26 protein-coding genes and 1 riboswitch are annotated in these 24071 nt (G+C 75.7%); of the genes, 13 read left to right on the forward strand and 13 right to left on the reverse strand.

The features are described from left to right. Positions 1-39 precede the first annotated feature (39 nt). The 7 genes from WJX68_RS13140 to WJX68_RS13170 all read right to left on the reverse strand — a co-directional run bounded on the left by WJX68_RS13140 (position 40) and on the right by WJX68_RS13170 (position 7978). Positions 40-1668 carry a dipeptide ABC transporter ATP-binding protein gene (locus WJX68_RS13140; RefSeq protein ID WP_340290341.1) on the reverse strand — a complete coding sequence of 543 codons (1629 nt, stop codon included), beginning with the start codon at positions 1666-1668 and terminating at the stop codon, positions 40-42. Then, positions 1665-2564 carry an ABC transporter permease gene (locus tag WJX68_RS13145; protein WP_340290344.1) on the reverse strand — a complete coding sequence of 300 codons (900 nt, stop codon included), beginning with the start codon at positions 2562-2564 and terminating at the stop codon, positions 1665-1667. Before WJX68_RS13145 ends, WJX68_RS13140 begins: the two co-directional genes overlap by 4 nt. Continuing rightward, a complete protein-coding gene (locus tag WJX68_RS13150) occupies positions 2561-3511 on the reverse strand; it encodes an ABC transporter permease (protein ID WP_340290347.1) in 951 nt (316 codons plus the stop codon). Before WJX68_RS13150 ends, WJX68_RS13145 begins: the two co-directional genes overlap by 4 nt. Next, entirely contained in the window at positions 3508-5139 is a 1632-nt protein-coding gene (locus tag WJX68_RS13155) for an ABC transporter substrate-binding protein (protein WP_340290350.1), read from the reverse strand. Before WJX68_RS13155 ends, WJX68_RS13150 begins: the two co-directional genes overlap by 4 nt. Beyond that, positions 5136-6509 (reverse strand): NtaA/DmoA family FMN-dependent monooxygenase, encoded by a 1374-nt coding sequence (locus tag WJX68_RS13160; RefSeq protein ID WP_340290353.1) that lies wholly within the window; start codon positions 6507-6509, stop codon positions 5136-5138. Before WJX68_RS13160 ends, WJX68_RS13155 begins: the two co-directional genes overlap by 4 nt. After that, on the reverse strand, positions 6506-7759 hold the full coding sequence (locus WJX68_RS13165; RefSeq protein WP_340290356.1) for an LLM class flavin-dependent oxidoreductase: 1254 nt from the start codon (positions 7757-7759) through the stop codon (positions 6506-6508). Before WJX68_RS13165 ends, WJX68_RS13160 begins: the two co-directional genes overlap by 4 nt. A gap of 90 nt (positions 7760-7849) precedes the next feature. Then, positions 7850-7978 carry a putative leader peptide gene (locus tag WJX68_RS13170; protein WP_340290359.1) on the reverse strand — a complete coding sequence of 43 codons (129 nt, stop codon included), beginning with the start codon at positions 7976-7978 and terminating at the stop codon, positions 7850-7852. Beyond that, positions 7954-8049, reverse strand: a riboswitch (SAM riboswitch). It overlaps the preceding gene by 25 nt. A gap of 195 nt (positions 8050-8244) precedes the next feature. On the opposite strand from WJX68_RS13170, the gene WJX68_RS13175 reads away from it, so the two are divergent. From WJX68_RS13175 to WJX68_RS13200, 7 genes are all read left to right on the forward strand, one after another. Next, positions 8245-8406, forward strand: coding sequence for a hypothetical protein (locus tag WJX68_RS13175; protein WP_340290362.1), 162 nt, complete (start codon positions 8245-8247; stop codon positions 8404-8406). Between the two features lie 190 nt (positions 8407-8596). Next, on the forward strand, positions 8597-9697 hold the full coding sequence (locus tag WJX68_RS13180) for an ABC transporter substrate-binding protein (RefSeq protein WP_340290365.1): 1101 nt from the start codon (positions 8597-8599) through the stop codon (positions 9695-9697). Positions 9698-9737: 40 nt separating this feature from the next. Then, the gene (locus WJX68_RS13185; RefSeq protein ID WP_422785701.1) at positions 9738-10526 is read left to right on the forward strand and encodes an ABC transporter ATP-binding protein; all 789 of its coding nucleotides are present in this window, start codon (positions 9738-9740) and stop codon (positions 10524-10526) included. After that, positions 10516-11412 (forward strand): ABC transporter permease, encoded by an 897-nt coding sequence (locus WJX68_RS13190; protein ID WP_340290371.1) that lies wholly within the window; start codon positions 10516-10518, stop codon positions 11410-11412. Before WJX68_RS13185 ends, WJX68_RS13190 begins: the two co-directional genes overlap by 11 nt. Positions 11413-11552: 140 nt before the next feature. Next, on the forward strand, positions 11553-11615 hold the full coding sequence (locus tag WJX68_RS25230; protein WP_422785702.1) for a putative leader peptide: 63 nt from the start codon (positions 11553-11555) through the stop codon (positions 11613-11615). 149 nt (positions 11616-11764) lie between these two features. Next, the gene (locus WJX68_RS13195; protein WP_340290374.1) at positions 11765-12970 is read left to right on the forward strand and encodes an acyl-CoA dehydrogenase family protein; all 1206 of its coding nucleotides are present in this window, start codon (positions 11765-11767) and stop codon (positions 12968-12970) included. Positions 12971-13082: 112 nt separating this feature from the next. Beyond that, positions 13083-14423 (forward strand): NtaA/DmoA family FMN-dependent monooxygenase, encoded by a 1341-nt coding sequence (locus WJX68_RS13200; protein ID WP_340290377.1) that lies wholly within the window; start codon positions 13083-13085, stop codon positions 14421-14423. Positions 14424-14484: 61 nt separating this feature from the next. On the opposite strand, the gene WJX68_RS13205 is transcribed toward WJX68_RS13200, so the two are convergent. After that, positions 14485-14874, reverse strand: a complete 390-nt coding sequence (locus WJX68_RS13205; protein WP_340290380.1) for a DUF3040 domain-containing protein — start codon at positions 14872-14874, stop codon at positions 14485-14487. Positions 14875-15007: 133 nt separating this feature from the next. Between WJX68_RS13205 and mgtE the strand changes: the two genes are divergently transcribed. Continuing rightward, positions 15008-16333 carry a magnesium transporter gene (mgtE, locus tag WJX68_RS13210; RefSeq protein ID WP_340290382.1) on the forward strand — a complete coding sequence of 442 codons (1326 nt, stop codon included), beginning with the start codon at positions 15008-15010 and terminating at the stop codon, positions 16331-16333. On the opposite strand, the gene WJX68_RS13215 is transcribed toward mgtE, so the two are convergent. Together WJX68_RS13215 and WJX68_RS13220 are read right to left on the reverse strand one after the other, a co-directional pair. Then, complete coding sequence (locus tag WJX68_RS13215; RefSeq protein ID WP_340290385.1) at positions 16297-17346, reverse strand: TerC family protein; 1050 nt, start codon at positions 17344-17346, stop codon at positions 16297-16299. The genes mgtE and WJX68_RS13215 overlap by 37 nt on opposite strands. A gap of 233 nt (positions 17347-17579) precedes the next feature. Continuing rightward, the gene (locus WJX68_RS13220) at positions 17580-18629 is read right to left on the reverse strand and encodes an SDR family NAD(P)-dependent oxidoreductase (RefSeq protein WP_340290388.1); all 1050 of its coding nucleotides are present in this window, start codon (positions 18627-18629) and stop codon (positions 17580-17582) included. 176 nt (positions 18630-18805) lie between these two features. Here WJX68_RS13220 and WJX68_RS13225 point away from each other — a divergent pair, with 176 nt between their 5' ends. Next, positions 18806-19195 (forward strand): MerR family transcriptional regulator, encoded by a 390-nt coding sequence (locus WJX68_RS13225; protein WP_340290391.1) that lies wholly within the window; start codon positions 18806-18808, stop codon positions 19193-19195. A gap of 72 nt (positions 19196-19267) precedes the next feature. Here WJX68_RS13225 and WJX68_RS13230 read toward each other — a convergent pair whose 3' ends face one another. Together WJX68_RS13230 and WJX68_RS13235 are read right to left on the reverse strand one after the other, a co-directional pair. Further along, positions 19268-19513: a hypothetical protein gene (locus WJX68_RS13230; RefSeq protein ID WP_340290394.1), complete on the reverse strand. Its 246-nt coding sequence runs from the start codon at positions 19511-19513 to the stop codon at positions 19268-19270. A 216-nt stretch (positions 19514-19729) separates the two neighbouring features. Beyond that, on the reverse strand, positions 19730-20308 hold the full coding sequence (locus WJX68_RS13235) for a type 1 glutamine amidotransferase domain-containing protein (protein ID WP_340290397.1): 579 nt from the start codon (positions 20306-20308) through the stop codon (positions 19730-19732). Between the two features lie 153 nt (positions 20309-20461). Between WJX68_RS13235 and WJX68_RS13240 the strand changes: the two genes are divergently transcribed. After that, positions 20462-20944, forward strand: a complete 483-nt coding sequence (locus WJX68_RS13240) for a winged helix-turn-helix transcriptional regulator (protein ID WP_340290400.1) — start codon at positions 20462-20464, stop codon at positions 20942-20944. Beyond that, positions 20941-21468: a PaaI family thioesterase gene (locus tag WJX68_RS13245; protein ID WP_340290403.1), complete on the forward strand. Its 528-nt coding sequence runs from the start codon at positions 20941-20943 to the stop codon at positions 21466-21468. The genes WJX68_RS13240 and WJX68_RS13245 overlap by 4 nt, the downstream gene beginning before the upstream one ends. A gap of 19 nt (positions 21469-21487) precedes the next feature. Here the strand turns inward: WJX68_RS13245 and WJX68_RS13250 are convergent, their stop codons facing one another. Beyond that, a complete protein-coding gene (locus WJX68_RS13250; RefSeq protein ID WP_340290406.1) occupies positions 21488-22051 on the reverse strand; it encodes a hypothetical protein in 564 nt (187 codons plus the stop codon). 287 nt (positions 22052-22338) lie between these two features. Here WJX68_RS13250 and WJX68_RS13255 point away from each other — a divergent pair, with 287 nt between their 5' ends. Beyond that, positions 22339-22518, forward strand: a complete 180-nt coding sequence (locus tag WJX68_RS13255; protein ID WP_340290408.1) for a hypothetical protein — start codon at positions 22339-22341, stop codon at positions 22516-22518. A 328-nt stretch (positions 22519-22846) separates the two neighbouring features. After that, complete coding sequence (locus tag WJX68_RS13260; protein ID WP_340290411.1) at positions 22847-23749, forward strand: hypothetical protein; 903 nt, start codon at positions 22847-22849, stop codon at positions 23747-23749. The last annotated feature ends 322 nt before the right edge of the window (positions 23750-24071 follow it).

Raw genomic sequence — 24071 nt, forward strand, 5'->3', positions numbered from 1 at the left:
CGTAGTCGATGTGACGCCGCCGGGACAGGACGGTGCGGGTCATGACACCACCCCCGCCCGTCTACCGGCGATCGCGGCGAGCAGCTCTGCGGTGTACTCGTCCTGCGGGTCGTCGAACAGCTCCGCGGTGGGCCGCAGCTCGCGGAGCCGGCCGTCGCGCAGGACACCGGTGCGGTGCGCGACCCGCCGGACCACGGCGAGGTCGTGCGAGATGAACAGGTAGGACAGGCCGTCGCGCTCCTGCAGCTCGGCGAGCAGCTCCAGCACCTGGGCCTGCACCGAGACGTCGAGCGCGGACACCGGCTCGTCGGCGACGACGAGGTCCGGCGACAGCGCCAGCGCCCGGGCGATCGCGACGCGTTGACGCTGACCGCCGGACAGCTCGCCCGGCCGCCGGTCGAGCATCCCCGACGGGAGCGCGACCCGGTCGACGAGCTCCGCGGCACGGTCGGCCTGCTCGGCGGCCGAACCGACGGAGAACGCCCGCAGGGGCTCGGTGACGAGCTCGCGGACGGCGAACCGGGGGTCCAGCGAGGCGTAGGGGTTCTGGTAGATCAGCTGGGCGCGGCGGCGCAGCGCCCGCCACGCCTCCCCGCGGACGCGGGTCACGTCGTCGCCGCCGAGCAGCACCTGCCCGGAGGTGGGGTCCTCCAGGCGCAGCAGCAGCCGCGCCGTCGTCGACTTGCCCGATCCGGACTCCCCGACCAGCGCGACGGTCTCGCCTCGGGCGATCGTGAACGACACCCCGTCGACGGCGCGGTGGGTGCGCCGCGTCCAGGAGCCGCGGGCGCGGGGCAGCGGGAACTCCTTCACCAGGTCGCGGACCTCGGCGACCGGGGTCCCCGCCGTGTCGACGGGCGGGAGCACCGGCGGAGCGGTGAGCGCGAGACCGGGGGCGGCGGCGAGCAGCTCCCGGGTGTAGGGGTCCTGCGCCCCGGCGAGCAGCTCGGCCGGGGTGCCCTGCTCCACGACCCGGCCGTGCCGCATGACGACGATCCGGTCGGCCCGGTCGGTGGCGACGGCGAGGTCGTGGGTGATCAGCAGCAGCGCGGTGCCGAGGTCGCGGCGCAGCGCGTCGAGGTGGTCGAGGATCCGCCGGGCGACGGTCGCGTCCAGCGCGCTGGTCGGCTCGTCGGCGACGACCAGCGCGGGCCCGGCGGCGATGGCGATCGCGATGAGCACGCGCTGGCGCATCCCGCCGGACAGCTGGTGCGGGTACTGCCCGGCGCGGGTCCCCGGATCGTCGAGACCGGCCTGCCCCAGGAGCTCGACGGCACGGGCCGGTGCGGAGCGGCGGTCGGCGAGCCGGTGGGTGCGCAGCACCTCCGCGACCTGCACACCGACCTTCTGCACCGGGTTCAGCGCGACACCCGGGTCCTGCGGGACGAACCCGATCCGGGCGCCGCGCACCGACCGGTACGCGCGCTCGGACAGCCCGGTGAGGGTGGTGCCGTCGAGGGAGACGGTGCCCGCGGTGACGGCGCCGGCGGCGGGCAGCAGTCCGAGCACCGCGGCGGCGAGGGTGGTCTTGCCCGACCCGGACTCCCCGACGACGGCGACGACCTCCCCGGGCGCGACGGTCAGGTCGACCCCGCGCACGACGTGCACCGTCCCGCCGCCCCCGGCGTAGGCGACCTCCAGGCCCTCGACCTGCAGCAGGGCGCTCATGCGGACCGCCCCCACTCGCCGTCCAGGGCGCGGGAGATGCGGTTGACCGACAGCACGGTCGCGGCGATGACCAGGCCGGGCATCGCGCACACCCACCAGGCGACGGCCAGGTAGTTGCGGCCGTCGGCGACCAGCGAGCCCCACTCCGAGGCGGGCGGCGGGGCGCCGTAGCCGAGGAAGCTCAGCGCGGACACCGCGAGGATCGCCAGGCCGAACTCCAGCACCGCGAGCACGACGACCGGCCCGGCCGCGTTCGGCAGCACGTGCCGCCACAGCGAGACGTACCAGCGGGTGCCGACGGCGCGTGCGGCCTCGACGTAGAGGGCGCGGCGCACCCGCAGGGTCTCGGCGCGCATCACCCGGGCGAAGCTCGCGACGCTCGCCACGCCGACCGCGATCGCGACCTTCACCGTCCCGAAGCCGAGCGCGGTGATCAGGGCCAGCGACAGCAGGATCGCGGGGATCGCGAGCAGCACGTCGACGCCGCGCATGAGGACCTCGTCGACCCAGCCGCCGGCGAACCCGGCGAGCAGCCCGATCAGCCCGCCCGCGACGAGCGCGACGGCGACCGCGATCACGGTGGCCTGCAGCGACAGCGAGGCGCCGTGCACGACCCGGGTCCAGACGTCGCGGCCGAGGTGGTCGGTGCCGAACCAGTGGCCGGGCCCGGGCGGGGCGAGCCGGCGCGCGGTGTCACCGACGGCGGGGTCGCCGGGCGCGAGCAGCGACGGCACGAACGCCGCGGTCAGCACGAGCAGCACGACCGCCCCGGCGAGCACCAGTCCGGGCCGGGCCCGCAGGAACCGTCCGAGCCGGGCCCGGGGGCGGCGGCCTTCCGGGCGCGGTGCGTCGCGGACGCCGGGCGCGGTGAGGGGGGCGCGGTCGAGCAGGGTCATCGGGTGCTCCCGGGGGCGACGGCGACCCGCGGGTCGAGCAGCGGGTAGGCCAGGTCGACGAGCAGGTTGACCACGACGAACGCGAGCGCCGCGAACAGCACGATGCCCTGCACGACGGGGATGTCCTGCGCCCCGACCGAGGCGACGGTGAGCCGGCCCAGGCCGGGCCGGGTGAACACCGTCTCGACGACGACGGACCCGGCGAGCAGGTTCCCGACGACGTAGCCGAGCACGGTGAGGGCGGGGATCGCGGCGTTGCCCAGGGCGTGGCGCAGGTGCACCGCGGCCGCACCCACCCCCTTGGCGCGGGCGGTCGTCACGTACGGCGAGTCGAGTGCCTGGGTGAGGCTCTTCGCGAGCACCTGGGCGACGAGCGCGCCGGTCGGGAGGCCGAGGGTGACCGCCGGGAGGATCAGCGACTCCGGTCCGCGGTCGCCGACCGAGGGCAGCCAGCCGAGGGAGAACGAGAACAGCTGCACCAGCATCAGCCCGACCCAGAACACCGGCAGCGACACCGCCAGCGACGGCAGCGACGCCAGCACCTGCCGCAGCCACGGCGTCCGGGCCCATGTCGCGGCGAGCGCCACCGCGGTGCCGCCGACGACGGCGACGAGCAGCCCGGCGGCGGCGATCTGGAGGGTCGGTGGGAGGGCCTGCGCGACCGCGGTCCGCACGTCCTGCCCGCTGGCGAACGACGTGCCGAGGTCGCCGTGCAGCGCCGCCCACAGCTTCGTCACGTACTGGACCGGCAGCGGCTGATCGAGGCCGTAGCGGGCGCGCAGCGCGTCGAGCTCGGCCGGGGAGACCGGCTCGCCGTCCGACGCCGACGCCATGGTCGCGACCGGGTCGCCGGGCAGCAGGTAGAGCACGACGAAGCTGACCGTCCACGCCGCCCACAGCACGACGGCGGCGAGCCCGAGGCGGCGCAGCAGGTAGGGGACGGTCATCGCGCGTCGGACTTCCAGGCGTCGTGCAGCTGGATGCGCGAGGACGCGTCGAACGCGACGCCGTGCGCGTCCGGGCCGACGCCGAGCACGGTGGTGAGCTCCACGACGGGCGCGGTGTCGAACCGCTGCGCGAGCAGCCTCTGCGCCTGCCCGGCGAGTGCCGCGCGTTGCGCCGGGTCGACCGTGGCGGCCTGCGCCACCAGCGGGGCCTGCAGCGGCCCGGTGGGCAGCCGGTAGCGGTTGGCCCCGTCGGTGCCGTAGGTCGACCGCAGGATGTCCGGATCGGCCCGGGTCAGGTTGCCCCACGCGGCGACGAAGTCCCCGCCGTCGAGGACGGCCTGGGTCTCGGCGATCTGGATCTCGCGGAGCTGGAGGTCGATCCCGATCCGGCGCAGCTGCTGCTGGATCAGCTCCAGCGCGGGCTTGGTGGTGCCGATGTTCTGGGCGAACGTCAGCGGCACGGTCAGCCGCTGCCCGCCCTTGGCGCGGATGCCGTCGGGGCCGGGCACCCACCCGGCGCGGTCGAGCGCGGCGGTCGCGGCGGCCGGGTCGTAGCCGACGAGCGCGGACTGGTCGGCGTAGGACGGCGTCGTCGACGACAGCGGGCTCGTCGCCGCCCGCGTCTGGGTCGGGTAGACCGCGGCCACGACCTCGTTGCGGTCGATGCCCCGGCTCACCGCCTCGCGGACGGCTGCGTCGGCGCCGAGCGGGGTGCCCTGGTTGAACGTGATCCCGAACGGCAGGCCCGGGTTCGGCCGGGCCGGGAGCTGGACCCCGGCCCCGGTGAGCGGGGCCTCGTCCTGCTGGCCGACGCTGGCGATCGCGTCGACCTCGCCGGACTGCACGCTGCCCGCCCGCACCCCGGACTCGGGGACGACGCGGAACTCGGCCCGGTCGAGCCAGGCCTCGCCGGGGTGGGTGAACAGCTGCGAGCCCCAGTCGTAGCCGGCCCGCTTCGCGAGCACCGTGACGTCGTTCTTGGCGTAGCGCTCGAGGGTGAACGGGCCGGAGCCGACGACGCCGGCGCAGCGCTCGTCGTCGGAGCGGAGGGCGCTGGCCGGGGAGAGCAGGCCGAGGCTGTGGGTGGAGGTGCCCTGCAGGAACTGCACGTTGGGCTTCGCGAACCGGACGGTGAACTCGGTCGGGCTCGTGACGTCGGTGCCGGTGTACCCGGCCAGGTAGCCCTTGGGGAGGCTGCCGCGGGCGCCCAGCTCCACCGCCCGGTCGAGGTTCGTCTTCACCGCGGCCGCGTCGACGGGCGCGCCGTCGGAGAAGGTGGCGCCGGGGCGCAGGGTGAACGTCCAGGCGGTGGCGTCGGCGTCGGACGACCAGCGGGTCGCCAGCCAGGGCACGATCGCGCCGGTGGACGGATCCTGGTCGGTGAGCGAATCGACGACCTGGCGCAGCGAGTAGATCGAGTCGTTGCTCTGCACCTGCTGCGGGTCGGCGCAACCCTGGTCCGAGGACACCGCGAACACCAGCGTCCCGCCCGGCTGCGGCGGGCCCGCGTCGGCCGCGGCACCACCGGCGCCGGAGCCACAGGCGGTGAGGGTGAGCGCGGTGGCGGCGAGCAGCACGGCCGAGCGGCCGGCGGGCAGGTCCCGCCACAGCCGGAACCGGCGCGTCACGACGCGACCTCCGCACGGCGCTCGCCGAAGCGCGACGGGTGCGCGAGCCCGAGGTTCTCCCTCAGCGTGGCGCCCGGGGCGTAGTCGGTCCGGAACACCCCGCGCTCCTGCAGGATCGGCACCACCCTGTCGACGACCTCGTCGAGGCCGGACGGGCTGACGTGGGAGCCGAGGATGAACCCGTCGGAGGCGTCGTTCTGCACGTAGCGGTCGATCTCGTCGGCCACGTGCTCCGGGGTCCCGACGAACACGGCGCGGTCGAAGGCGTGCTTGACCGTCTCGCGCAGCGAGTACCCGTGGGCCTGCGCGAGCTCGCGCCAGGCGCGGACGGTGGCGTGCGCGTCCTGGGTCAGCGGCGCCCGGCCCTCGATCCACCTCGGTGCCTCGGGGGTGGGCTCGACGTCGGGCAGCGGGCCGTCCGGGTCGTACGCCGACAGGTCCCGGTTCCACACCATCTCGGCGAGCACGATCGAGGTCCACGGGTCGACCTGCTGGTCGTGGATGTGTGCGTGGCGCTCGCGGGCCTCGGCGTCGGTGTCACCGAGGACGACGCCCGCGCTGGGTAGGATCCGCACCTCCTCGGGGTCGCGGCCGGCCTTCCTGACCCGTGCCTTCACGTCGTCGTAGAAGGCGCGGGCCTCGTCGAAGCGCTGGTAGCGGGAGAAGATCGCGTCGGCGGACGCGGCGGCGAAGTCGCGTCCGGCCGGGGACTCGCCGGCCTGCAGCACCACCGGGTGGCCCTGCGGGCTGCGCGGGGTGGTGAAGCGCCCGGCGATGTCGAACTGGTTGCCCGAGACCGTGAAGTCCCCGACGTGGCCGTCACGCAGGAAGGTGCCCGACGCGGGGTCGGCCACGACGGCGTCGGAACCCCAGGAGTCCCACAGCGCGCGGACCGCGGCGAGGGTCTCCCCCGCGCGCTCGTAGCGCTGGTGGTGCCCGAGGAACGCCCCGCGGCGGAAGTTCTCGCCGGTGGGGGCGTCGGAGCTGGTCACGACGTTCCACGCGGCGCGGCCGCCGGAGAGCAGGTCGAGGGTGGCGAACTTGCGCGCCAGCTCGTAGGGCTCGTTGAAGGTGGAGTTGATCGTGCCGGCCAGCCCGACGTGCTCGGTGACCGCGGCCAGCGCGGCGAGCACGGTGAAGGTGTCCGGGCGCCCGACGACGTCCTGGTCGAAGACCTCGCCGCCGCGGGTGCGCAGCCGCAGCCCCTCGGCGAGGAACAGCAGGTCGAGCTTCCCGCGCTCGGCTGTGCGGGCCCAGTGCTCGAAGGACTCCCAGTCGATGTGGCTGCCGGAGGCGGGGTCGCTCCAGACGGTGTCGTGGTTGACGCCCGGGAAGTAGGCACCCAGGACGATCTGCTTCCTGCGGCTCATGCGCCGGCTCCTGCGGGGGTCGGGACGAGGGCGGGGGTGGCCCCGTCGGCGTAGCGGCTGACCGGGCGGGGCAGCCCGAAGCGGGCGCGCAGCGTGGTCTCGCCGTAGGAGGTGCGGAACGCCCCGCGGGCCTGCAGCTCGGGGACCAGGCCGTCGACGACCGCGTCGAGGTCGGTGGGCAGGACGGCCGGGCGCAGCCGGAACCCGTCGAGACCGGCGCGGCGCCAGTCCAGCAGCGTGTCGGCGAGCCGTGCGGGGGTGGTCGCGAGGACCGCGGCGTCGGAGGAGAGCGGGTCGAGCGCGTCGAGGCGGGCGAGGCGGTCGCGGGCGGCGGCCTCGCCCGCCGCGAGGACGACGACCACGTCACCGAGCACCCGCAGCGGGGGCGCGGTCCGTCCGGCCGCGTGCTCGGCGGCCCGGACCTGGGCGACGACGCGGGCGGCGTCGTCGGCGTCGGCCGGGGTGGTGAGCACGACGTCGCCGACGCGGGCGGCGAGCAGCGCCGCCTCGTAGCCGTGGGCCAGGGACACGACCAGTGGCTGGCCCTGCGGGGGCCGGGGCACGATCGACGGCCCGGCGACGCCGAAGTGCTCGCCGGCGAAGTCGACGCGGTGCAGCTTGTCGCGGTCGACGAACCGGCCGGTGAGCGCGTCACGGATCTCGGCGTCGTCCTCCCAGGAGTCCCACAGCCTGCGGACGACCTCGACGGCGTCGGCGGCCTCGCCGAACAGCTCGGCGACGAGCCGGCGCGCCGCGGGCGTGCCCAGGTCGGCACGGCGCAGCGGCGGGATCGTGCGCCGGCCCACGTGGGCGGCCTCGTCGGCCCGCACCGAGGTCTGCACCCGCCACCCGGCGCGGCCGTGGCTGTCGTGGTCGAGCGTGGCCAGCGCCGAGGCGACGTGGAACGGCTCGGTGTGGGTGGTCGTGACGGTCGGCACCAGCCCGATCCGCGACGTCGAAGGGGCCAGGAACGCCGCGACCAGCGACGCGTCAAGCCGGCCCTGCACCCGGTCGGTGCGCCGCTCGGCCCCGGCGAGGTGGCCCCCGGACTGCAGCCCGAACCCGTCCTCGATCGTCAGCAGGTCGAGCAGGCCGCGCTCGGCGGTGCGGGCCAGACCGGTCCAGTAGCGGGCGCCGAACAGCTCGGCGGGACGTGCGCCCGGCTCGCGCCAGGCGGCGGGGTGCCAGCCGGCACCGTCGAGGGCGACCGCCAGGTGCAGCGGACGGCCGGAAGTGTCCGATGTGGACATACGAGTATCGCTTCCTCGCCGCACGGCGGTGCGACGGAACGGGGTGGCGCGGCAGGACGCCGCGGTCCGGGGTCGGACGACGGGAGCGGATCAGCCCCGACAGGCGGCGCCCGCCACCCGCATGAGATCGACGTGGCGGCGGTAGCGGGGATGGTGCGCCGCGCGCACCTGCTCGGCGATCGACCGCATGATGTCCTCCATCGGTCCCGGCTGGAGCACCCTCACCCACGTGCTGCGGGGGGTTGCTGCGGCGTCGTCGAGCCGGGTCTCTCGGCCGCTCCGGATGGTGTACCCGCCGACTGTAGGGACGAGGCACCCGACGGTGTCAACCCGCACCGCGACCGAGTGACCCGCACCGCAGCACCCCTCCCGACCTGCGGAATCGACGGGGTCCGACGCCACGACCTGTCCGGACACCTCGCCCGGTTTCCTGGTCGGTGGACGCGGGGTTGTCCGGGGAGGTGACCACGACGCACCCTGTCCGGGTGACGACGAGCCAGCGGCGGCCCTCGCGCCCGCAGCGGTTCGTGCGGCCCGCGACGGCCTCCGTCCCCCGGACCCTGCGCGTGGTCCCGCTGCGCCCGACCGGCCTCGAGGAGTTCTGGCCGAGCCGGCGCGCGCCCGCCTACAGCGAGCTGTGTCGCTGACGGTCCCCTCCGGTCACCGGTAACGCCACGCGCCCCGCGGGCGGGGCATCCGCCGACCGGGATCGCCCGCCGGACACCGTCCGGCCCGCACCCGTCCCCCTCCCCCGGCACGCCCTCGCCCAGGGCCGGCCGGCCCCGGCGCGCGGCGGCACCCGTCCGCGCCGCCCCCACGGAAGGACCCCGTCCCGCGATGTCCCCGCACGTCCCGCGCCCCGGATCCCGGGCGCGCACCGCCGCCGTCCTGCTCGCGCTGCTCACCGCCGTCGGGCTGCTGGCCGGCTGCTCCCGCGCCGAGGAGAGCGCCCCCGCCGCGTCCGGCGGCGCGACCTCCCCGGCCGCCGAGGTGCGTCTCGGCTACTTCCCGAACATCACCCACACCCCGGCGCTGGTCGGGGTGACGCAGGGCCTGTTCGCCGCCGAGCTGGGGAGCACGAAGCTCACCACCCAGACCTTCAACGCGGGGCCGGACCAGGTCAACGCCCTGCTCGGCGGCTCGATCGACGTCGCGTTCATCGGCTCCGGCCCGGCGATCAACGCCTTCACCAAGTCCGACGGCGAGGCCGTGCGCCTCGTCGCGGGCTCCACCTCGGCCGGCGCCCAGCTGGTCACCCGGCCCGACATCACCTCGCCCGAGCAGCTCAAGGGCACGATCATCGCGACGCCGCAGCTCGGCAACACCCAGGACATCGCGTTCAAGACCTGGCTGAAGGAGAACGACCTCCCGATCGGCTCCGGCCCGGACGCGGTGACCGTGCAGAACATCGAGAACCCGCAGACCCTCGACCTGTTCAAGCAGGGCAAGGTCGCCGGCGGCTGGCTGCCCGAGCCGTGGAGCTCGCGCCTGGTCGACGCCGGGGCGAAGGTCCTGGTCGACGAGAAGTCGCTGTGGCCCGGCGGGAGGTTCCCGACGACCGTCGTCATCGTCCGGACCGAGTTCCTGGCGCAGCACCCGCAGACCGTCGAGGCGATCCTGCGCGGCGAGCAGAAGGCCATCGCCCTCATCCGCGACGACCCCGCGCAGGCCAGGACCGTCTCCAACCAGGCGATCGCCGAGATCACCGGCAAGCCGCTGGCGGCCAACATCCTCGACCGCGCGTTCACCGAGCTGTCCTTCGACACCGACCCGCTCGCCTCCACCTTCCCGCAGCTGGCGAAGGACTCGGTCACGGCGGGCATCGCGACGAGCGAGGCGGACCTGACCGGCTTCCTCGACCCGACCGCGGTCGACGCGGTCCGGACGAGCTCCGGGGAGGCCGCCGTGGACCCGGCCGGCCTCGCCGCCGCGAACTGACCTTTCCGATCGACGAGGGGAACCACCGATGACGGTCGACCTGACCACCCGGCGCCCGCCGGCCCGCGACACCGCCGTCGCGCTGTCCGGGGTCGCCAAGACCTTCGGCACCGGGGCCGGGGCGGTGACCGCGCTCCACGGGATCGACCTCACGGTCGGCGACGGCGAGTTCGTCTGCGTGCTCGGCGCGTCCGGCTGCGGCAAGTCGACGCTGCTCAACCTGCTCGCCGGGCTCGACGCCCCCACCTCCGGCACCGTGGCGGTGGGGGCGCCCCGGCCGTCGTTCATGTTCCAGGAGGCCGCGCTGATGCCGTGGCTGACCGCGCTGCGCAACGTCGAGCTGCCCCTGCAGCTCGCCGGGCACGGCCGGGCGGCCCGCCGCGCGCGGGCCGAGGAGCTGCTCGCGCTGGTGCGCCTGGAGGGGCTGGGCGCCAAGCGCCCGCACGAGCTCTCCGGCGGCATGCGCCAGCGGGTGTCGCTGGCCCGCGCGCTGGCCGCGGCCACCGGGCTCGGCGACGCGCCCGGTGCGGGCGGGCTGCTGCTGATGGACGAGCCGTTCGCCGCGCTCGACGCGATCACCCGCGACGTCCTGCAGGGCGAGCTGCTGCGCGTGTGGCGGGCCACCGGCACGACCGTCGTGTTCGTGACCCACGACGTCCGCGAGGCCGTCCGGCTCGCCGAGCGGGTCGTGCTGCTGTCCTCGCGGCCCGGCACCGTCGTGCGCGAGTGGACGGTGCCCGCCGGCGGGCACGACACCGAGGCCCGGACCGCGCTGCACGACGACATCACCGGACGGCTGCGGCAGGTGATCACCAGCCATGCCGCGTGAGGACACCTCGATCGCCGTCGTGAACGACGACCGCGACTCCGCGGCCGCCGTCGCCGGGCTGGACGCGCTCGACACCCCCGTCGAGCGGACCACGCCGTGGTGGCAGCGGTTCCTGCGGGCATGGCTGCCGCCGATCGTCGCGCTCGCCCTGATCGTGCTGGTCTGGCAGGTCGTGTGGGCCTCGGCCGTGCTGCCGGAGTACCAGCTGCCCGCCCCCGGGGACGTCGCGGAGGCGTTCGGGCGGACCGTGGTCACCGGGGAGATCTTCTCGATCCTGTGGACCTCGGTCAGCCGCGCCGCCCTCGGTTTCCTGCTGGCACTGGTGATCGCGACACCGCTCGGACTCGTCGTCGCGAAGGTGCCGGTGGTGCGGGCCGGGATCGGGCCGCTGCTGACGGGGCTGCAGTCGCTGCCGTCGGTGGCGTGGGTCCCGGCCGCGGTGCTGTGGTTCGGCCTCACCGACGCCACGGTGTTCTTCGTGGTCCTGCTCGGCTCGGTGCCGTCGATCGCGAACGGGCTGGTCGCGGGCATCGACCAGGTGCCGCCGATCCTGCCCCGCGCCGGGCAGGTCCTCGGCGCCACCGGCTACCGGATGGCCCGCCACGTCCTGCTCCCCGCGGCGCTGCCCGGCTACCTCGCCGGGTGCAAGCAGGGCTGGGCCTTCTCCTGGCGCTCGCTGATGGCCGCGGAGATCATCGCGGCCGGGCCCGCGCTCGGCGTCGGGCTGGGCGCCTACCTGAAGAACGGCGCCGACGTGAACGACATCGTGCAGGTGTTCGCGGCGATCCTGCTGATCCTCGTGGTCGGCATCGGGATCGAGCTGCTGGTGTTCCGGCCGCTGGAGCGACGGGTGCTGCGCGCCCGGGGCCTGGCCCTGTCCGTCTGACCCGTCCCGGCCCGCGGACGGGTGTCCGGACCACCCGCGATCAGGCCTCCCACCAGGCAGGACGCGCGTGATCCGGGTCGCGCGACGCTGGGAGCGACCCGTCCGCGCGGGCTAGGATCACGATCATGACCGGCTCGGCGATGCTGACCTCGCGCCAGCACGTCGACCTCGCGCGTGTCGCCTCCGCGCTCTGTCGGCCCTGACGCGTCGCCCCGACGGGTCGTCCCCGGCGACCCACCGTCCGCAGCCCGCGCGACCGCATCCGCCGTGCCCCGGCGCGGCCCGTCGCGCCGCGCCCACCCCCGGCCGCCGCCACGTCCGGCGACGGTCGCCCACGTCCGGAGGGACCACCATGACCACGACCGCAGACCCCCGCACCGCCTGGACCGACGAGCAGCTCGACGCCGTCTTCGCACCGGTGTTCGCGCGCATCGCCGCGGACGCGGTGCGCCGCGAGCAGGACCGGTCGCTCGCCCACGACGAGGTCGCGGCCCTGCGCGCCGAGCGCTTCGGCGCGCTGCGCGTGCCGGTCGCGCTGGGCGGCTACGGCGCGAGCGTGCGCCAACAGTTCCGGCTGCTCGCCGACCTCGCCGCCGCCGAGTCGAACCTGCCGCAGGCGCTGCGCGTGCACTGGTGGTACGTCGACGACCTGCTGCTCGCCGCCCCGGGCGAGGACCGCGACCGCCGCCTCGCCGCCGTCGCGGAGGGGACGCTGGTCGGCAACGCGATCACCGAACCGGGCGTCGGCGCGATCGACCGCTACCGCACCGCCCTGACCCCCGACGGCGACGGCCACCGGCTCACCGGCACGAAGTACTACTCGACCGGCAGCCTGTACGCCGACCAGATCCTCGTCGCCGCCGACCTCGACGGCGAGCGCGTCTCGGTCCTCGTCGACGGCGACGCCGAGGGGGTCACCCGCCACGACGACTGGGACGGGTTCGGCCAGCGCCTGACCGCCAGCGGCACCACCGTGTTCGACGACGTCGCCGTGCCCGCCGACCGGGTCCTCGGCCCCGGCTACGGCTCGGCCGGCCGTACGTGGGGCACGTCGTACCTGCAGCTCGTGCAGCTCGCCGTGCTGGCCGGGATCGCCCGCCGCGCCACCGACGACGTGGCCGCGTGGGTCCGGGAGCGCACCCGCACCTTCACCCACGCCGCGGCCGACCTGCCCCGCCACGACCCGCTCGTGCAGCAGGTCCTCGGCCGGCTGTCCGCGGCCGCGTGGTCCTCGCGGACCCTCGTGCTCGCGATCGCCGAGCAGCTCGACGAGCTGCTCGCCGCGGGCGGGGAGGACCCCGCGCTGCTCGACCGGGTCGAGCTCGACGTCGCCCACGCCCAGGCGACCGTCGTCCCCGCGGTGCTCGACGCGACCACCCAGCTGTTCGAGGTCGGCGGCGCGTCGATCACCTCGGAGGCGCTGCGCCTGGACCGGCACTGGCGCAACGCGCGGGTGATCTCCGTGCACAACCCGCTGATCTACAAGCTGCAGTCGGTCGGCGACCACGTCCTGAACGGCACCGACCTGCCCTACGCCTGGAGCGCCGGGAAGCGCTGACCCGCGCGGGTCGCGGTGCCGCCGTCCGGGGGGTGTCGGGGCGCCCGGGAACACCGCGGCCCGCCGGGTGTTGCACAGAGCGGGGACCACGCCGGCCGTCGGGAGGACACGCATGCCGCGCAAGCAGATCCACCTCGCCGCCCACTTCCCGGGCGTCAACAACACGACGGTGTGGAGCGACCCGGCGTCCGGGAGCCACATCGAGTTCGAGTCGTTCGCGCACTTCGCGCGCACCGCCGAGCGGGCGAGGTTCGACTTCCTGTTCCTCGCCGAGGGCCTGCGGCTGCGCGAGCACCGCGGGGAGATCTACGACCTCGACGTGATGGGCCGCCCGGACACCTTCACGATCCTCAACGCCCTGGCCGCGGTCACCGAACGGCTCGGCCTGGCCGGGACGATCAACTCGACCTTCACCGAGCCCTACGACGTCGCCCGCCAGTTCGCCTCGCTGGACCACCTGTCCGGCGGGCGGGCCGCCTGGAACGTGGTGACCTCGTGGGACGCGTTCACCGGCGAGAACTTCCGCCGCGGCGGCTTCCTGCCGAAGGAGAAGCGCTACTCCCGGGCCAAGGAGCAGCTGGCCGCGACCGCCGCGATCTGGGACTCGCGCACCGGTCCCGACGACCGCGGGGAGTTCGCCTACTCCTCCGACCAGTTCGACGTGCACGGGCGCTTCTCGCTGCCGCGCAGCCCGCAGGGCCGCCCGGTGATCCTGCAGGCCGGGGACTCCGAGGAGGGCCGCGAGTTCGCCGCCGCCTCGGCCGACGCGATCTTCTCCCGGCACGCCGAGCCCGAGGCCGGGCGCGCCTTCCTCGTCGACGTCAAGGGCCGCCTCGCCCGCTACGGCCGCGGGTGGGACGACCTGAAGATCCTGCCCGCGGCGACGTTCGTGCTCGGCGACACCGACGCCGAGGCCGCCGAGCGCGCCGAGGTCGTGCGCTCCCAGCAGGTCAGCCCGCAGACCGCGATCGTGTTCGCCGAGCAGCTGTGGAACACCGACCTGTCCGGCCGCGACCCCGACGGCCCGCTGCCCGAGTTCGACCCGGTCGAGGGCGAGCTGGTCTCGAAGGGGCGGGCGAGCGTGCGCCAGTACCGCGACCCGAAGGCCGTCGCCGACCAGTGGCGGGCGCTGGCCGCGGAGAAGAACCTGACGCTGCGCGAGACGGTGATCGAGGTGACCGGGCGGCACACCTTCGTCGGGAGCCCGCGCACCGTCGCCGACGCGATCGACGACGCCGTGCAGAGCGACGCCGCCGACGGCTACGTCCTCGTCCCGCACGTCACGCCGGGCGGGCTCGACGAGTTCGCCGACCGCGTGGTGCCGCTGCTGCAGGAGCGCGGCTCGTTCCGCACCGACTACTCCGGCACCACCCTGCGCGAGCACCTGGCGCTGCCGGCGGTCGCGACGACGACCGACCCGACCGCGGCCGCGACGGCGGCGCCCGGCGCCTGAGCCGCGCGCCGGGACCCGGGCCCCGCACGCGCCGTCCGGACCACGCGCGGGACCCGGGAGCTCAGGGGCGGGGCTCGGCGTCGCCGTCGGGGCCCGCGGTCGCCTGCTCGCGCCGCGCGCGGAACGCGATCCAGGCCATCGCCACCGGGATGCCCAGCAGCAGGCCGAACGACAGCAGCCCGGCCAGCCAGTCCGACGGCACCAGCACCAGCGCGATCACGCCGATCGCGACGCCCTGCAGGATCCGGTCGGCGCTGCCGCCGGGCGCGGCCCGGGGCGCCGGGTCCGGCGGGCTCAGCCGCAGGTCCGGGTCGGAGCGGCGCAGCTCGTCCTCCAGCCCGGACAGCACCCGTTCCTCCTCGCGGTCCAGCGGACGGGCCGACGGCCGGGGTTCGGGGTCGCCGGTCCCGCCGTCCGGCGGCGGCGGGAGCGGCGGTGGTGTGACGGACATCGTGACCTCCTCGGTGCCACGGACCGGGTTCCCGGCCCGGCCGTGTCCGAGCCCTGCGGCGAACGTCACGAAGTCTACCGAAACGGACATATCCTCTCCGCGCGGGCGCGACGGGCCGGGCAGGATCGACCCCATGGAACGCTGGACCGAGCCCGTGGCGCGACACGACGCCGTCGCCGTCCTCGACCGGCTCGACGGGCGGGCGGCGCACGAGGTCGCCGACGCGCTGGCCCGGATGGACGCGGTCGACGCCGGCTGGGTGTTCCGGCTGCTCGACAAGGAGCGGGCGCTCGCGGTGTTCGAGGAGCTCCACCCGCTCGACCAGCAGGAGCTGCTCGCCGGACTGCGCGAGGACGCCGTCGCCGCGCTGGTCGAGGAGATGGACCCCGACGACCGGGCGCGGATGCTGGGCGAGGCACCCGCCGGCGTCGCGACCCGGGTGCTGGCGGGCCTGTCCCCCGCCGAGCGCTCGATGACCGCGGCGCTGCTCGGCTACCCGGAGGGCTCGGCCGGGCGGGCCATGAGCCCGGAGACGGTCGCGGTGCCGGTGGGGAGCACGGTGACCGAGGCGCTGGCGGTCGTGCGGCGCAAGGGCGCCGGCGCCGAGACCGTCTACACCCTGCCGGTCACCGACGCCGGGCGCCGGGTGATCGGGACCGTCTCGCTGCGCGACCTCGTCCTCGCCCGGCCCGGCTCGGCCGTCGCCGACCTCGTCGACACCGGCGCCCCGCGGGTGCCCGCCACCGGCCCGGCCGAGGACGCGGCCCGCCTGATGGGCGAGGCGAACCTGCTCGCGCTGCTCGTCGTCGACTCCGAGGACCGGCTGCTGGGGCTGCTCACCATCGACGACGCCGTCGAGATCGTCGAGCGCGCCGACACCGAGGACACCGCCCGCCAGTCCGGCGCGACGCCCTGGTCGGGCCACTACATGTACGTGCGCGTGACCCGGCTGGCCCGGACCCGTGCCGTCTGGCTCGCGGTGCTGCTGCTCGCCGCCGTACTGACGGTGAACGTGCTGCAGGTCTTCGAGGACGCCCTGGAGCAGGTCACCGCGCTCGCCCTGTTCATCCCGCTGCTGGTCGGCACCGGGGGCAACGCCGGAGCCCAGGCCGCCTCGGCGGCGGTGCGGGCGATCGCCGTCGGCGAGGTCCGGCTCGCCGACCTGCCCGCCGTCGTCTGGCGGGAGCTGCGGGTCGGGCTGCTGCTCGGCTCGCTGCTGGGCCTGCTGGGCCTGGCGGTCGCGTCGCTGCTGGTCGGGCCGCAGGTCGCCACCGTCGTCGCGGTGACGCTGGTGGCGATCTGCGGCTGGGCGGCGACGGTCGGCGCGACGATGCCGCTGCTGGCCCGCCGGGTCGGGATCGACCCGGCGGTCGTGTCGGCGCCCCTGGTCACGACCCTGGTGGACGCGACCGGCCTGCTGATCTACTTCTCGGTGGCGCGGCTGGTGCTGGGGGTCTGAGCGAGCTCCCCGGCCTCCGTGTCACCGCCCTGCGCGGCCCGGCGGCGCGACACGACCAGGCTCGCGACGGCGGCGACGGCGATCGTCCCCGTGATGACCAGCAGCGACAGCCAGATCGGCACCTCGGGCACCGGCACCGGCTGACCGCCGTTGATGAACGGCACGTTGTTCTCGTGCAGTGCGTGCAACGTGAGCTTGACGCCGATGAAGGCGAGGATCACCGACAGGCCGTGGGCCAGGTAGATCAGGCGCTCCAGCAGGCCGCCGATGAGGAAGTACAGCTGGCGCAGGCCGAGCAGGGCGAACGCGTTGGCGGTGAAGACCAGGAAGGGCTCCTGGGTCAGGCCGAAGATCGCCGGGATCGAGTCGAACGCGAACAGCAGGTCGGTCAGGCCGATCGCCACGATGACCAGGGCCATCGGCGTGAGGACGCGGCGGCCGTCGATCCGGGTGCTGAGCTTGGCGCCGTCGTACTCGGTGGAGGTCGGCAGGACCTTGCGCACCATCCGGATCAGGCGGGAGTCGCCGGCGTCGGCGTCGTCGTGGCCGTCGCCGGACAGCGCCTCCCTGATCTGCGACCAGGCCAGCCAGAACAGGATGATCGCGAACAGGTAGAACACCGCGACGAACTGCTCGATGATCACCGCACCGACGGCGATGAACGCGCCGCGCATGACGATCGCGATCGCGATGCCGATCAGCAGCACCTTCTGCTGGTGCACCTTCGGCACCGCGAAGCTGGTCATGATCAGCAGGAAGACGAACAGGTTGTCGACCGAGAGCGCCTTCTCGGTGAGCCAGCCGGCCATGTACTCGCCGCCGTACTGCCAGCCGGAGAAGACGCCGACACCGACGCCGAACAGCAGGGCGACGGCGATGTAGCCGACCGACCAGATCGCGGACTCGCGCAGCGTCGGCTCGTGCGGGTCGCGGGCGTGTCCGACGAAGTCGAACACGAGCATCCCGATGACGACGGCGATCGTCGCCAGCCACACCCAGGTGGGCACGTTCATGTCAGGGTCCTCCAGCGCAGGTCGGGGCGCTGAAGGTCTCCTCCGCCCGCCGCGGTGACCGCGGTGGACCGGCGCCACCGGGACCAGCTCGTCCTGGTTCCGTGATGACGGCGACGCCGTGTTCGGGAGTACTCCCCTTCGTCTGTGGAGGAACGCTAGGGCATGCCCCCGCGTTCCGACAGTGGGGGGTACGCGAGGCTCGTCACATCTGTCCGTTTCCCGGACCGGGGTGCTCAGCCGGCGGCGAGCCGCACGGTCGGCGCCTCGCGGACCGGCTGGACCGGCCGCGGCGGGGCGTCCGGGCGGCGCACCGCGCGCGGTGCGACGGCGGGCAGCGGCCCGGTGCCCGACACCCGCGGCGCCGGGAAGTCCTCGGCCGCGACGTGCGCGGGGCGGGCCGGCAGCTCGGGCAGCGCGGGCAGGTCGGCGGCACCGGCCGGCAGCACCCGCACCGGGGCGGGGGCCCCGCGGAACGGCGTGGGCACCGGCGACGGCCGGGTCGCCCCGCCACCGGCGTCGCCGCGCTCCAGGCGCGTGCAGTTCTCCCGGCCGCGCCCGGCGACCCGGGCGGCGAACCGCAGCGCGGTGCGCGGCGCCTCCAGGTAGCCGACCAGCGCCCGGTACACCCAGCCCGGCGCGGACAGGGTGCGGCCGCGGGCGAGGTCGTCGAGCGAGCGGCGCACGACGTCGGCGGGCTCGAGCCACAGCGGGCCCTGCGGGTCGTCCTCGGCGCGGATCCGGCCCGCGGCCACCGCGGTGACGGTGACACCGGTGCCGGCCAGCGACGCCGCGACGGTGTCGGTGAACGCCAGGACCCAGGACTTCGACGCCCCGTAGGCGTTGCCGCCCGAGGGGAGGTAGCCGGCGAAGCTGGCGACGTTCAGGACGCCGCCGCGACCGCGGGCGGTCATCGCCGGGACGGCGGCGCGGGTGAGCCGCATCAGCGCGGTCACGTTCAGGTCGATCTCGGCGGTCAGCGCGTCGACCGGGGCCTCGGCGAACACGGCGTCGCTCTCGACGCCCGCGTTGTTGACCAGCAGCTCGACCGGCAGGTCGCGCGCGGTCAGGCGCGCCTCCACCGCGGCGAGCCCGGCGGGATCGGTGAGGTCGGCGGGCAGCACCTCGACGATCGCGCCGGTGGCCCGCCCGATCCGCTCGGCGACGGCCGCGAGACGCGCGGCGTCGCGCGCCACGAGGACGACGGCGTACCCGCGGTGGGCGAGCTCGTGGGCGTAGACCTCGCCGAGTCCGCGGCTCGCTCCGGTGACCAGTGCTGTGGGCATGGGACGGACGGTAGGGACCGTTCGCTGTGGCGTCCCTGAGAACGGCCGGCCGCGCTGAGAGCCCGCTGAGAGCCGGGCCGCCGGCCCGCCACACCCTCCCCCGCGGTAAGGGTGCGCCGGACGGGGGCTGCACCGGTACGGTCGGACCGGCACGGCGGACGGCCGGAAGGAGCGGCGTGCAGCAGATCGGCGAGGTGGCGACCCGGGTCGGTCTGTCGCTGCGGACCATCCGGCACTGGGACGAGCTGGGCCTGGTCACCCCGTCGGCCCGCAGCGCGGGCGGCTTCCGCCTCTACACCGAGGACGACGTCGAGCGCCTGCGGTTCGTCAAGACGCTGAAGCCGCTCGACCTCGGCCTGGACCAGATCCGGGAGCTGATGACGGTGATCGACTCGGCGCGCGCCGAGCTCGACGCCGGCGAGCCGGTCGGCGACGACGCCCGCAACCGGCTGGCGCTCTACCGCACCGCGGCCGAGTCCCGGATCGAGGCGCTGCACGCCCAGATCCACGGCCTGGAGCTGCTGTCGCGCGAGCTGCGGAGACTCGCGGGACCGCGCTCGGGCTGAGCCTGTCCCCGCCGCCCGCAGTGGCGTCCGCCGTACCGCCGGTCGCGCCGACGCCCGGCCGGACCGCGCCGTTCAGCGCGCCGCGGCCAGGTCCTCCGGGACGTCGACGTGGCGCCACAGGTCCGCGAGCCCGGTCAGCGGGCGGTCCGGGAGCGCGGCGTCGAGCACCTCGTACAGCAGCGGCCGGGCGTCCTCGGCGCGGGCGGCCGCGAGCAGCTCCCCGCGGCTCACCGGCCCGTCGCCGAACAGCTCACCCACGAAGTCGAGGACCTCGACCCGGGTGACGGGAACGGTGTCGGCGTGGCCGGTCGGGGTCATCCGCGCTCTCCTCTCCACGCCCGCGCAGGGGACCCGCGCGCCGAGGCCCGGACTCTACCCTCACGCCCGGAGAGTGTTGTCCGGCCGTCGCCACCTCGCGGCGCGCGGCCCGTCGCCCGGCGCCGCGGCGGCGGGGCACGCGGGCCCGGGGTGACGGTCGGACGTCCTGCTCCGGGCACCGGGACGGCGGCCGGACGGCCCGTCCGTGCGCGCCGCTCAGGCGGTCGCGCCCTGCGGGTGCACCGGGTGGCGGCCCCGCGCGAACTCCTCGACCAGCGTCGCGCAGAACGCGTCCAGGTCGTCGGGGTTGCGGCTGGTGACCAGGCCCTCGTCGCAGACGACCTGCTCGTCGACGACGGTCGCGCCCGCGTTGCGCAGGTCGGTGCGGATGCTCGGGAACGAGGTCAGCGTGCGGCCCCTGACGACGTCGGCCTCGACCAGCGTCCACGGCCCGTGGCAGATCGCACCGACCGGCTTGCCCGCGGTGAAGAAGGCCTTCACGAACGCGACGGCGGTCGCGTCGGCGCGCAGGGTGTCCGGGTTGACCGTGCCACCGGGCAGCACGAGCGCGTCGTAGTCGTCGGCGGAGACGTCCGCGACGGCCCGGTCCACGTCGATCTTCTCGTCCGGGTTGATGTCGGCCGACATCGACTGGATGGGGTCGGCGGACAGCGAGATCACCTCGACCCGGGCGCCCGCCTTGCGCAGCTCCTCGCGCGGCTGGACCAGCTCGACCTTCTCGACGCCGTCCGCGGCCAGGATCGCGACGGTCCGGCCCTCGAGTTCGTTCGCCACTGGGTTCCTCCTCGGTCTGTGGATGGTGTTCTCCCACCGACTTCCCGTTCCCGGCGCGGTCAATCGCGCACGACGGGACCGCGGTGGCCTTCCCCGGCGGCGCCGGGGCGGCTACGGTCGATCTGAGTAGCTCATCGATACCCAGGAGGGACCGTGGACGCGCGCACCGCCGCCGCCGGCCAGGTCTGCTCGGTCGCGCGCACCGCCGCGCTGCTCGCCGACCCCTGGACGGTGCTGGTGGTGCGCGACCTCGGCCGCGGCGTCACCCGGTTCGACGCGCTCGCCGAGCGGCTCGGCGTCGCACGGACCGTGCTGAGCCGGCGGCTGGACGGCCTCGTCGGCGACGGCGTCGTCGAGCGGGTGGACTACCGCGAGCCCGGTTCGCGCACCCGTGCGGAGTACCGGCTGACCCGGCGCGGCCGCGACCTCGGCGTCGTCCTGGCCGCCCTGATGGACTTCGGCGACCGGCACCTCGCCGGTGACGCGGGACCGCCGGTCGTCCGCGTCCACGAGCACTGCGGCGCGCCGGTGCGCCTGGTGAGCGTCTGCGCCGAGGGTCACCGGCTGGGCGGCGACGACCGCGTCCGCCTCGTACCGGGCCCCGGGGCCCCCACCGGAGAGCAGGAACCACGATGACCACCGAGACGCCCGCCGGGACCCCCGCGACCGCGGCGCCCGCCCGCCGTCGCGAGCACGAGTGGGCCGACCCGGTCGCGCTCGCCGCCGCGGCGTCCGGGCTCGACGGCCTGGAGTACCTGCGCCGCATCGTCGACGGCCGCCTCCCCGGCGCGCCGATCGCGAGCCTGGTCGGCTTCCGCGCGGTGTCGGCCGAGCACGGTCGCGTCGCCTTCGCGTTCGAGCCGGGCGAGCACCAGTACAACCCGATCGGCTCGGTGCACGGCGGCGTGTACGCGACGCTGCTCGACTCCGCCTGCGGCTGCGCGGTGCACTCGACGCTGCCCGCCGGGACCGGCTACACCAGCCTGGACCTGTCGGTGCGCTTCCTGCGCCGGATCACCGTCGACACCGGGACGGTCACCTGCACCGGCCACGTCGTGCACGCGGGACGGCGCACGGCGCTGGCCCGGGCCGAGCTGACCGACGCCGGCGGGCGCCTGCTCGGCGAGGCCACGTCGAACTGCCTGATCCTGCCGGGCTGACCGGGCCGGAGCGGCGGGGTCAGCGCACCGGCGCGACCGGGCCCTGCGTGCGCGCGGCACCCGAGCGGGCGGCGCGCTGCGCGGCCTCGACGCAGGTCGCCACCCGCACGGCGCCGGCCGCGTCCGGGCCGGTGCCGTAGACGGCCGGGCCGGGCAGCTCCGGGGTGAGGGCCCGCGCGTCGTCGGTGACGGCGGCGAAGCCCTGCCGCCCCCAGGCCCACACCGCGCGGTCCCCCGCGCCGCGGACCGTCCCGGTGATCGGCGCCGAGACGAAGGTGAGGTCGCCGTCGGCGACGACGAACCGCTCGCTGCCCGGTACGGCGCCGGCCGGGAGCGCCCCGGCGAGGGCGTCGACGTCGGTGCCGCGGGCGGGCGTGCAGGAGCGCAGCGCCGCCGCGGGATCGTCGGCGGCGAGCCGGGTGAAGGCGGTGACCGGGTCGACGTCGCGGTCGGAGCGCGCCTCGGCCGGGGCGACGAACGCGCCGAACCCGGCGACCACGGCGACGAGCACGGCGGCGCCCGCCAGCAGGACCCCGGCGCACCAGGCGACGGTCCGCAGGACCACCGACCCGGATCCGCTCATGTCCCCAATCTATCCGCGTTCCGCGGGGCCGGCCGTGCGATGACATGATCGGTTATCCAGCGGTGACACCGTCCGGGTCGACCACGATCACCGACGGGGTACGCGCGTTCCGTTCCGGACCGCGCTGGGGTAGGACGCGCGACCACGCGCCGTGTGCCCCACGGCCTGCCGCTGCGGCGGGACGCTCCGGCCCGGCCGCTCCGCCGTCCGGGCGGACCCACAGCGGAGTGACCTGCGCCACACCCCGTGCGGTAGCCTGCGCGCACCACGACCGCGGAGGTGCAGCGATGCCCGAGGACCGGACACGGCCCGCCACCGTGGTCCCGCTCTGCCGCGCCGTGCGGCACGACGACCTGCCCGGGGTGCACTGCCCGCACTGCGCCCGCCCGGCCCGCGACGACGGCGACGCCCTCCTCCTGCGCCTGCCCCCACCCTCCGACGACGGGACACTCGCGCGCGAACTGTGACCCGCGTCCGCACGCCGATCCGCAGCCCGCCGATCCGCAGCCCGCACGCCGATCCGCAGCCCGCCGATCCGCAGCCCGCACGCCGATCCGTCGCACGCGGTGATCCGCAGCCCGCACGCTGATCCGTCGCTCGCGCGGTGATCCGTCGCTCGCTCGTGCTGCAGCGCGAGCGCGGACGGGATCGGCGCGCTGACCGACGATCACCGGCCGCCCCGCACCCGCCCCCGCCCCCGCGCTCGCGCTCGCCGAGCCGTCCACAATTGTCGGAACCGTCCACAGCCGCCGGATCGGTCGCCGCAGGCGTCGCCCGCGGGCGCAGGGTCGGACCATGGACGACATCCTGCTGCGCCGCGACCTCCTCGGGCTCGGCGTCACCGACGACGACATCCGCCGGTTCCTGCGCAGCGGCCGCTGGACCGAGCTCCGTCCCGGCGCCTACCTGGAGGCCGGGGACCCCCGTCGCCGCTACGCGACCACCCTGCACCGCGCGCTCGTCGGCGCGACGCTCCCGCTCCTGGGGGCCGGCGCCGTCGTCAGCGGGGTCTCCGCGGCGGTGCTGCACGGCCTGCCGGTCTGGGGCGTCGACCTGTCACGCGTGCAGGTCACCCGGGACCGTGGTTCCGGCGGGCGGGGCGGACGCCGCCTCGTCCTCCGTGTCGGCCCGCTCCCCGACGACGACGTGGTCGTCGTGGACGGTGTCGCGACGACGTCGCCCGCACGCACGGTGGTCGACGTCGCCCGGACCGTCCCGTTCGAGGCGGCCGTCGTCGTCGCGGACGCCGCGCTGCACCGCCACCTCACCACCCGCGAGCAGCTCGACGCCGCCGTGTACGACGCCTGCGGCCGTCACGGCATCGGCCGGGCACGCGCCGTCGTCGCGTTCGCCGATCCACGTCCGGACGGGCCGGGCGAGTCGCGCAGCCGCGTCCGCATGCAGGAGCTGCACGTCGTCCGGCCGGTCCTGCAGCACCCGGTCACCGACCGGGACGGACGGGCGATCGGGACGGTCGACTTCTGGTGGCCCGGCCACGGCCTGATCGGCGAGTTCGACGGCCTCGAGAAGTACGGGCGCTCGCGTCGGCCCGGTGAGAGCCCCGGCGACGTCGTCGTGCGCGAGAAGCGGCGCGAGGACGCGCTGCGTGCCCGGCCCGGGGTGACCGGCGTGGTCCGCTGGACCTGGGCGGAGGTCGCGGACTTCGCCGCCGTGGCCGCGCGGCTCCCACGCCGGTGACCACCCGGCCGACGCCGCCGCCGCACGGCTCCCACGCCGGTGACCACCCGGTCGACGCCGCGGCCCGCTGGACCGGTCGGCTGGACCGGCCCGCTGGAGCGGTCGGCCGGATCGGGCTCCGCCGGGTCCGGCCGGGCGCCGGTCCGCGGGCCCGTTCCCGGCCCGTCCCGCGGTGGTGATCGTGTTCCCGCGCGCGTCTCCCGGCCCCGCACGCGACGCAGCACGCGCGGGGACACCATCACCGCGCGGACCAGGGATCAGCGCGCGAACACCGGATCACCGCGGACCCGCGTCACCGGCCGCGAGCCGCGGCCGTGGCGCG

The organism is Pseudonocardia spirodelae, from assembly GCF_037727765.1.
GTDB lineage: Bacteria > Actinomycetota > Actinomycetes > Mycobacteriales > Pseudonocardiaceae > Pseudonocardia > Pseudonocardia spirodelae.

What these genes read in the sequence shown, in the direction of transcription:
- WJX68_RS13140 (WP_340290341.1), bottom strand. Translation starts at nt 1,668, where the DNA reads ATGAGCGCCCTGCTGCAGGTCGAGGGCCTGGAGGTCGCCTACGCCGGG.
- WJX68_RS13220 (WP_340290388.1), bottom strand. Translation starts at nt 18,629, where the DNA reads ATGCCCACAGCACTGGTCACCGGAGCGAGCCGCGGACTCGGCGAGGTC.
- WJX68_RS13245 (WP_340290403.1), top strand. Translation starts at nt 20,941, where the DNA reads ATGACCACCGAGACGCCCGCCGGGACCCCCGCGACCGCGGCGCCCGCC.
- WJX68_RS13215 (WP_340290385.1), bottom strand. Translation starts at nt 17,346, where the DNA reads ATGAACGTGCCCACCTGGGTGTGGCTGGCGACGATCGCCGTCGTCATC.
- WJX68_RS13230 (WP_340290394.1), bottom strand. Translation starts at nt 19,513, where the DNA reads ATGACCCCGACCGGCCACGCCGACACCGTTCCCGTCACCCGGGTCGAG.
- WJX68_RS13250 (WP_340290406.1), bottom strand. Translation starts at nt 22,051, where the DNA reads ATGAGCGGATCCGGGTCGGTGGTCCTGCGGACCGTCGCCTGGTGCGCC.
- WJX68_RS13145 (WP_340290344.1), bottom strand. Translation starts at nt 2,564, where the DNA reads ATGACCCTGCTCGACCGCGCCCCCCTCACCGCGCCCGGCGTCCGCGAC.
- WJX68_RS13195 (WP_340290374.1), top strand. Translation starts at nt 11,765, where the DNA reads ATGACCACGACCGCAGACCCCCGCACCGCCTGGACCGACGAGCAGCTC.
- WJX68_RS13190 (WP_340290371.1), top strand. Translation starts at nt 10,516, where the DNA reads ATGCCGCGTGAGGACACCTCGATCGCCGTCGTGAACGACGACCGCGAC.
- WJX68_RS13180 (WP_340290365.1), top strand. Translation starts at nt 8,597, where the DNA reads ATGTCCCCGCACGTCCCGCGCCCCGGATCCCGGGCGCGCACCGCCGCC.
- mgtE (WP_340290382.1), top strand. Translation starts at nt 15,008, where the DNA reads ATGGAACGCTGGACCGAGCCCGTGGCGCGACACGACGCCGTCGCCGTC.
- WJX68_RS13260 (WP_340290411.1), top strand. Translation starts at nt 22,847, where the DNA reads ATGGACGACATCCTGCTGCGCCGCGACCTCCTCGGGCTCGGCGTCACC.
- WJX68_RS13255 (WP_340290408.1), top strand. Translation starts at nt 22,339, where the DNA reads ATGCCCGAGGACCGGACACGGCCCGCCACCGTGGTCCCGCTCTGCCGC.
- WJX68_RS13205 (WP_340290380.1), bottom strand. Translation starts at nt 14,874, where the DNA reads ATGTCCGTCACACCACCGCCGCTCCCGCCGCCGCCGGACGGCGGGACC.
- WJX68_RS13150 (WP_340290347.1), bottom strand. Translation starts at nt 3,511, where the DNA reads ATGACCGTCCCCTACCTGCTGCGCCGCCTCGGGCTCGCCGCCGTCGTG.
- WJX68_RS13165 (WP_340290356.1), bottom strand. Translation starts at nt 7,759, where the DNA reads ATGTCCACATCGGACACTTCCGGCCGTCCGCTGCACCTGGCGGTCGCC.
- WJX68_RS13200 (WP_340290377.1), top strand. Translation starts at nt 13,083, where the DNA reads ATGCCGCGCAAGCAGATCCACCTCGCCGCCCACTTCCCGGGCGTCAAC.
- WJX68_RS13160 (WP_340290353.1), bottom strand. Translation starts at nt 6,509, where the DNA reads ATGAGCCGCAGGAAGCAGATCGTCCTGGGTGCCTACTTCCCGGGCGTC.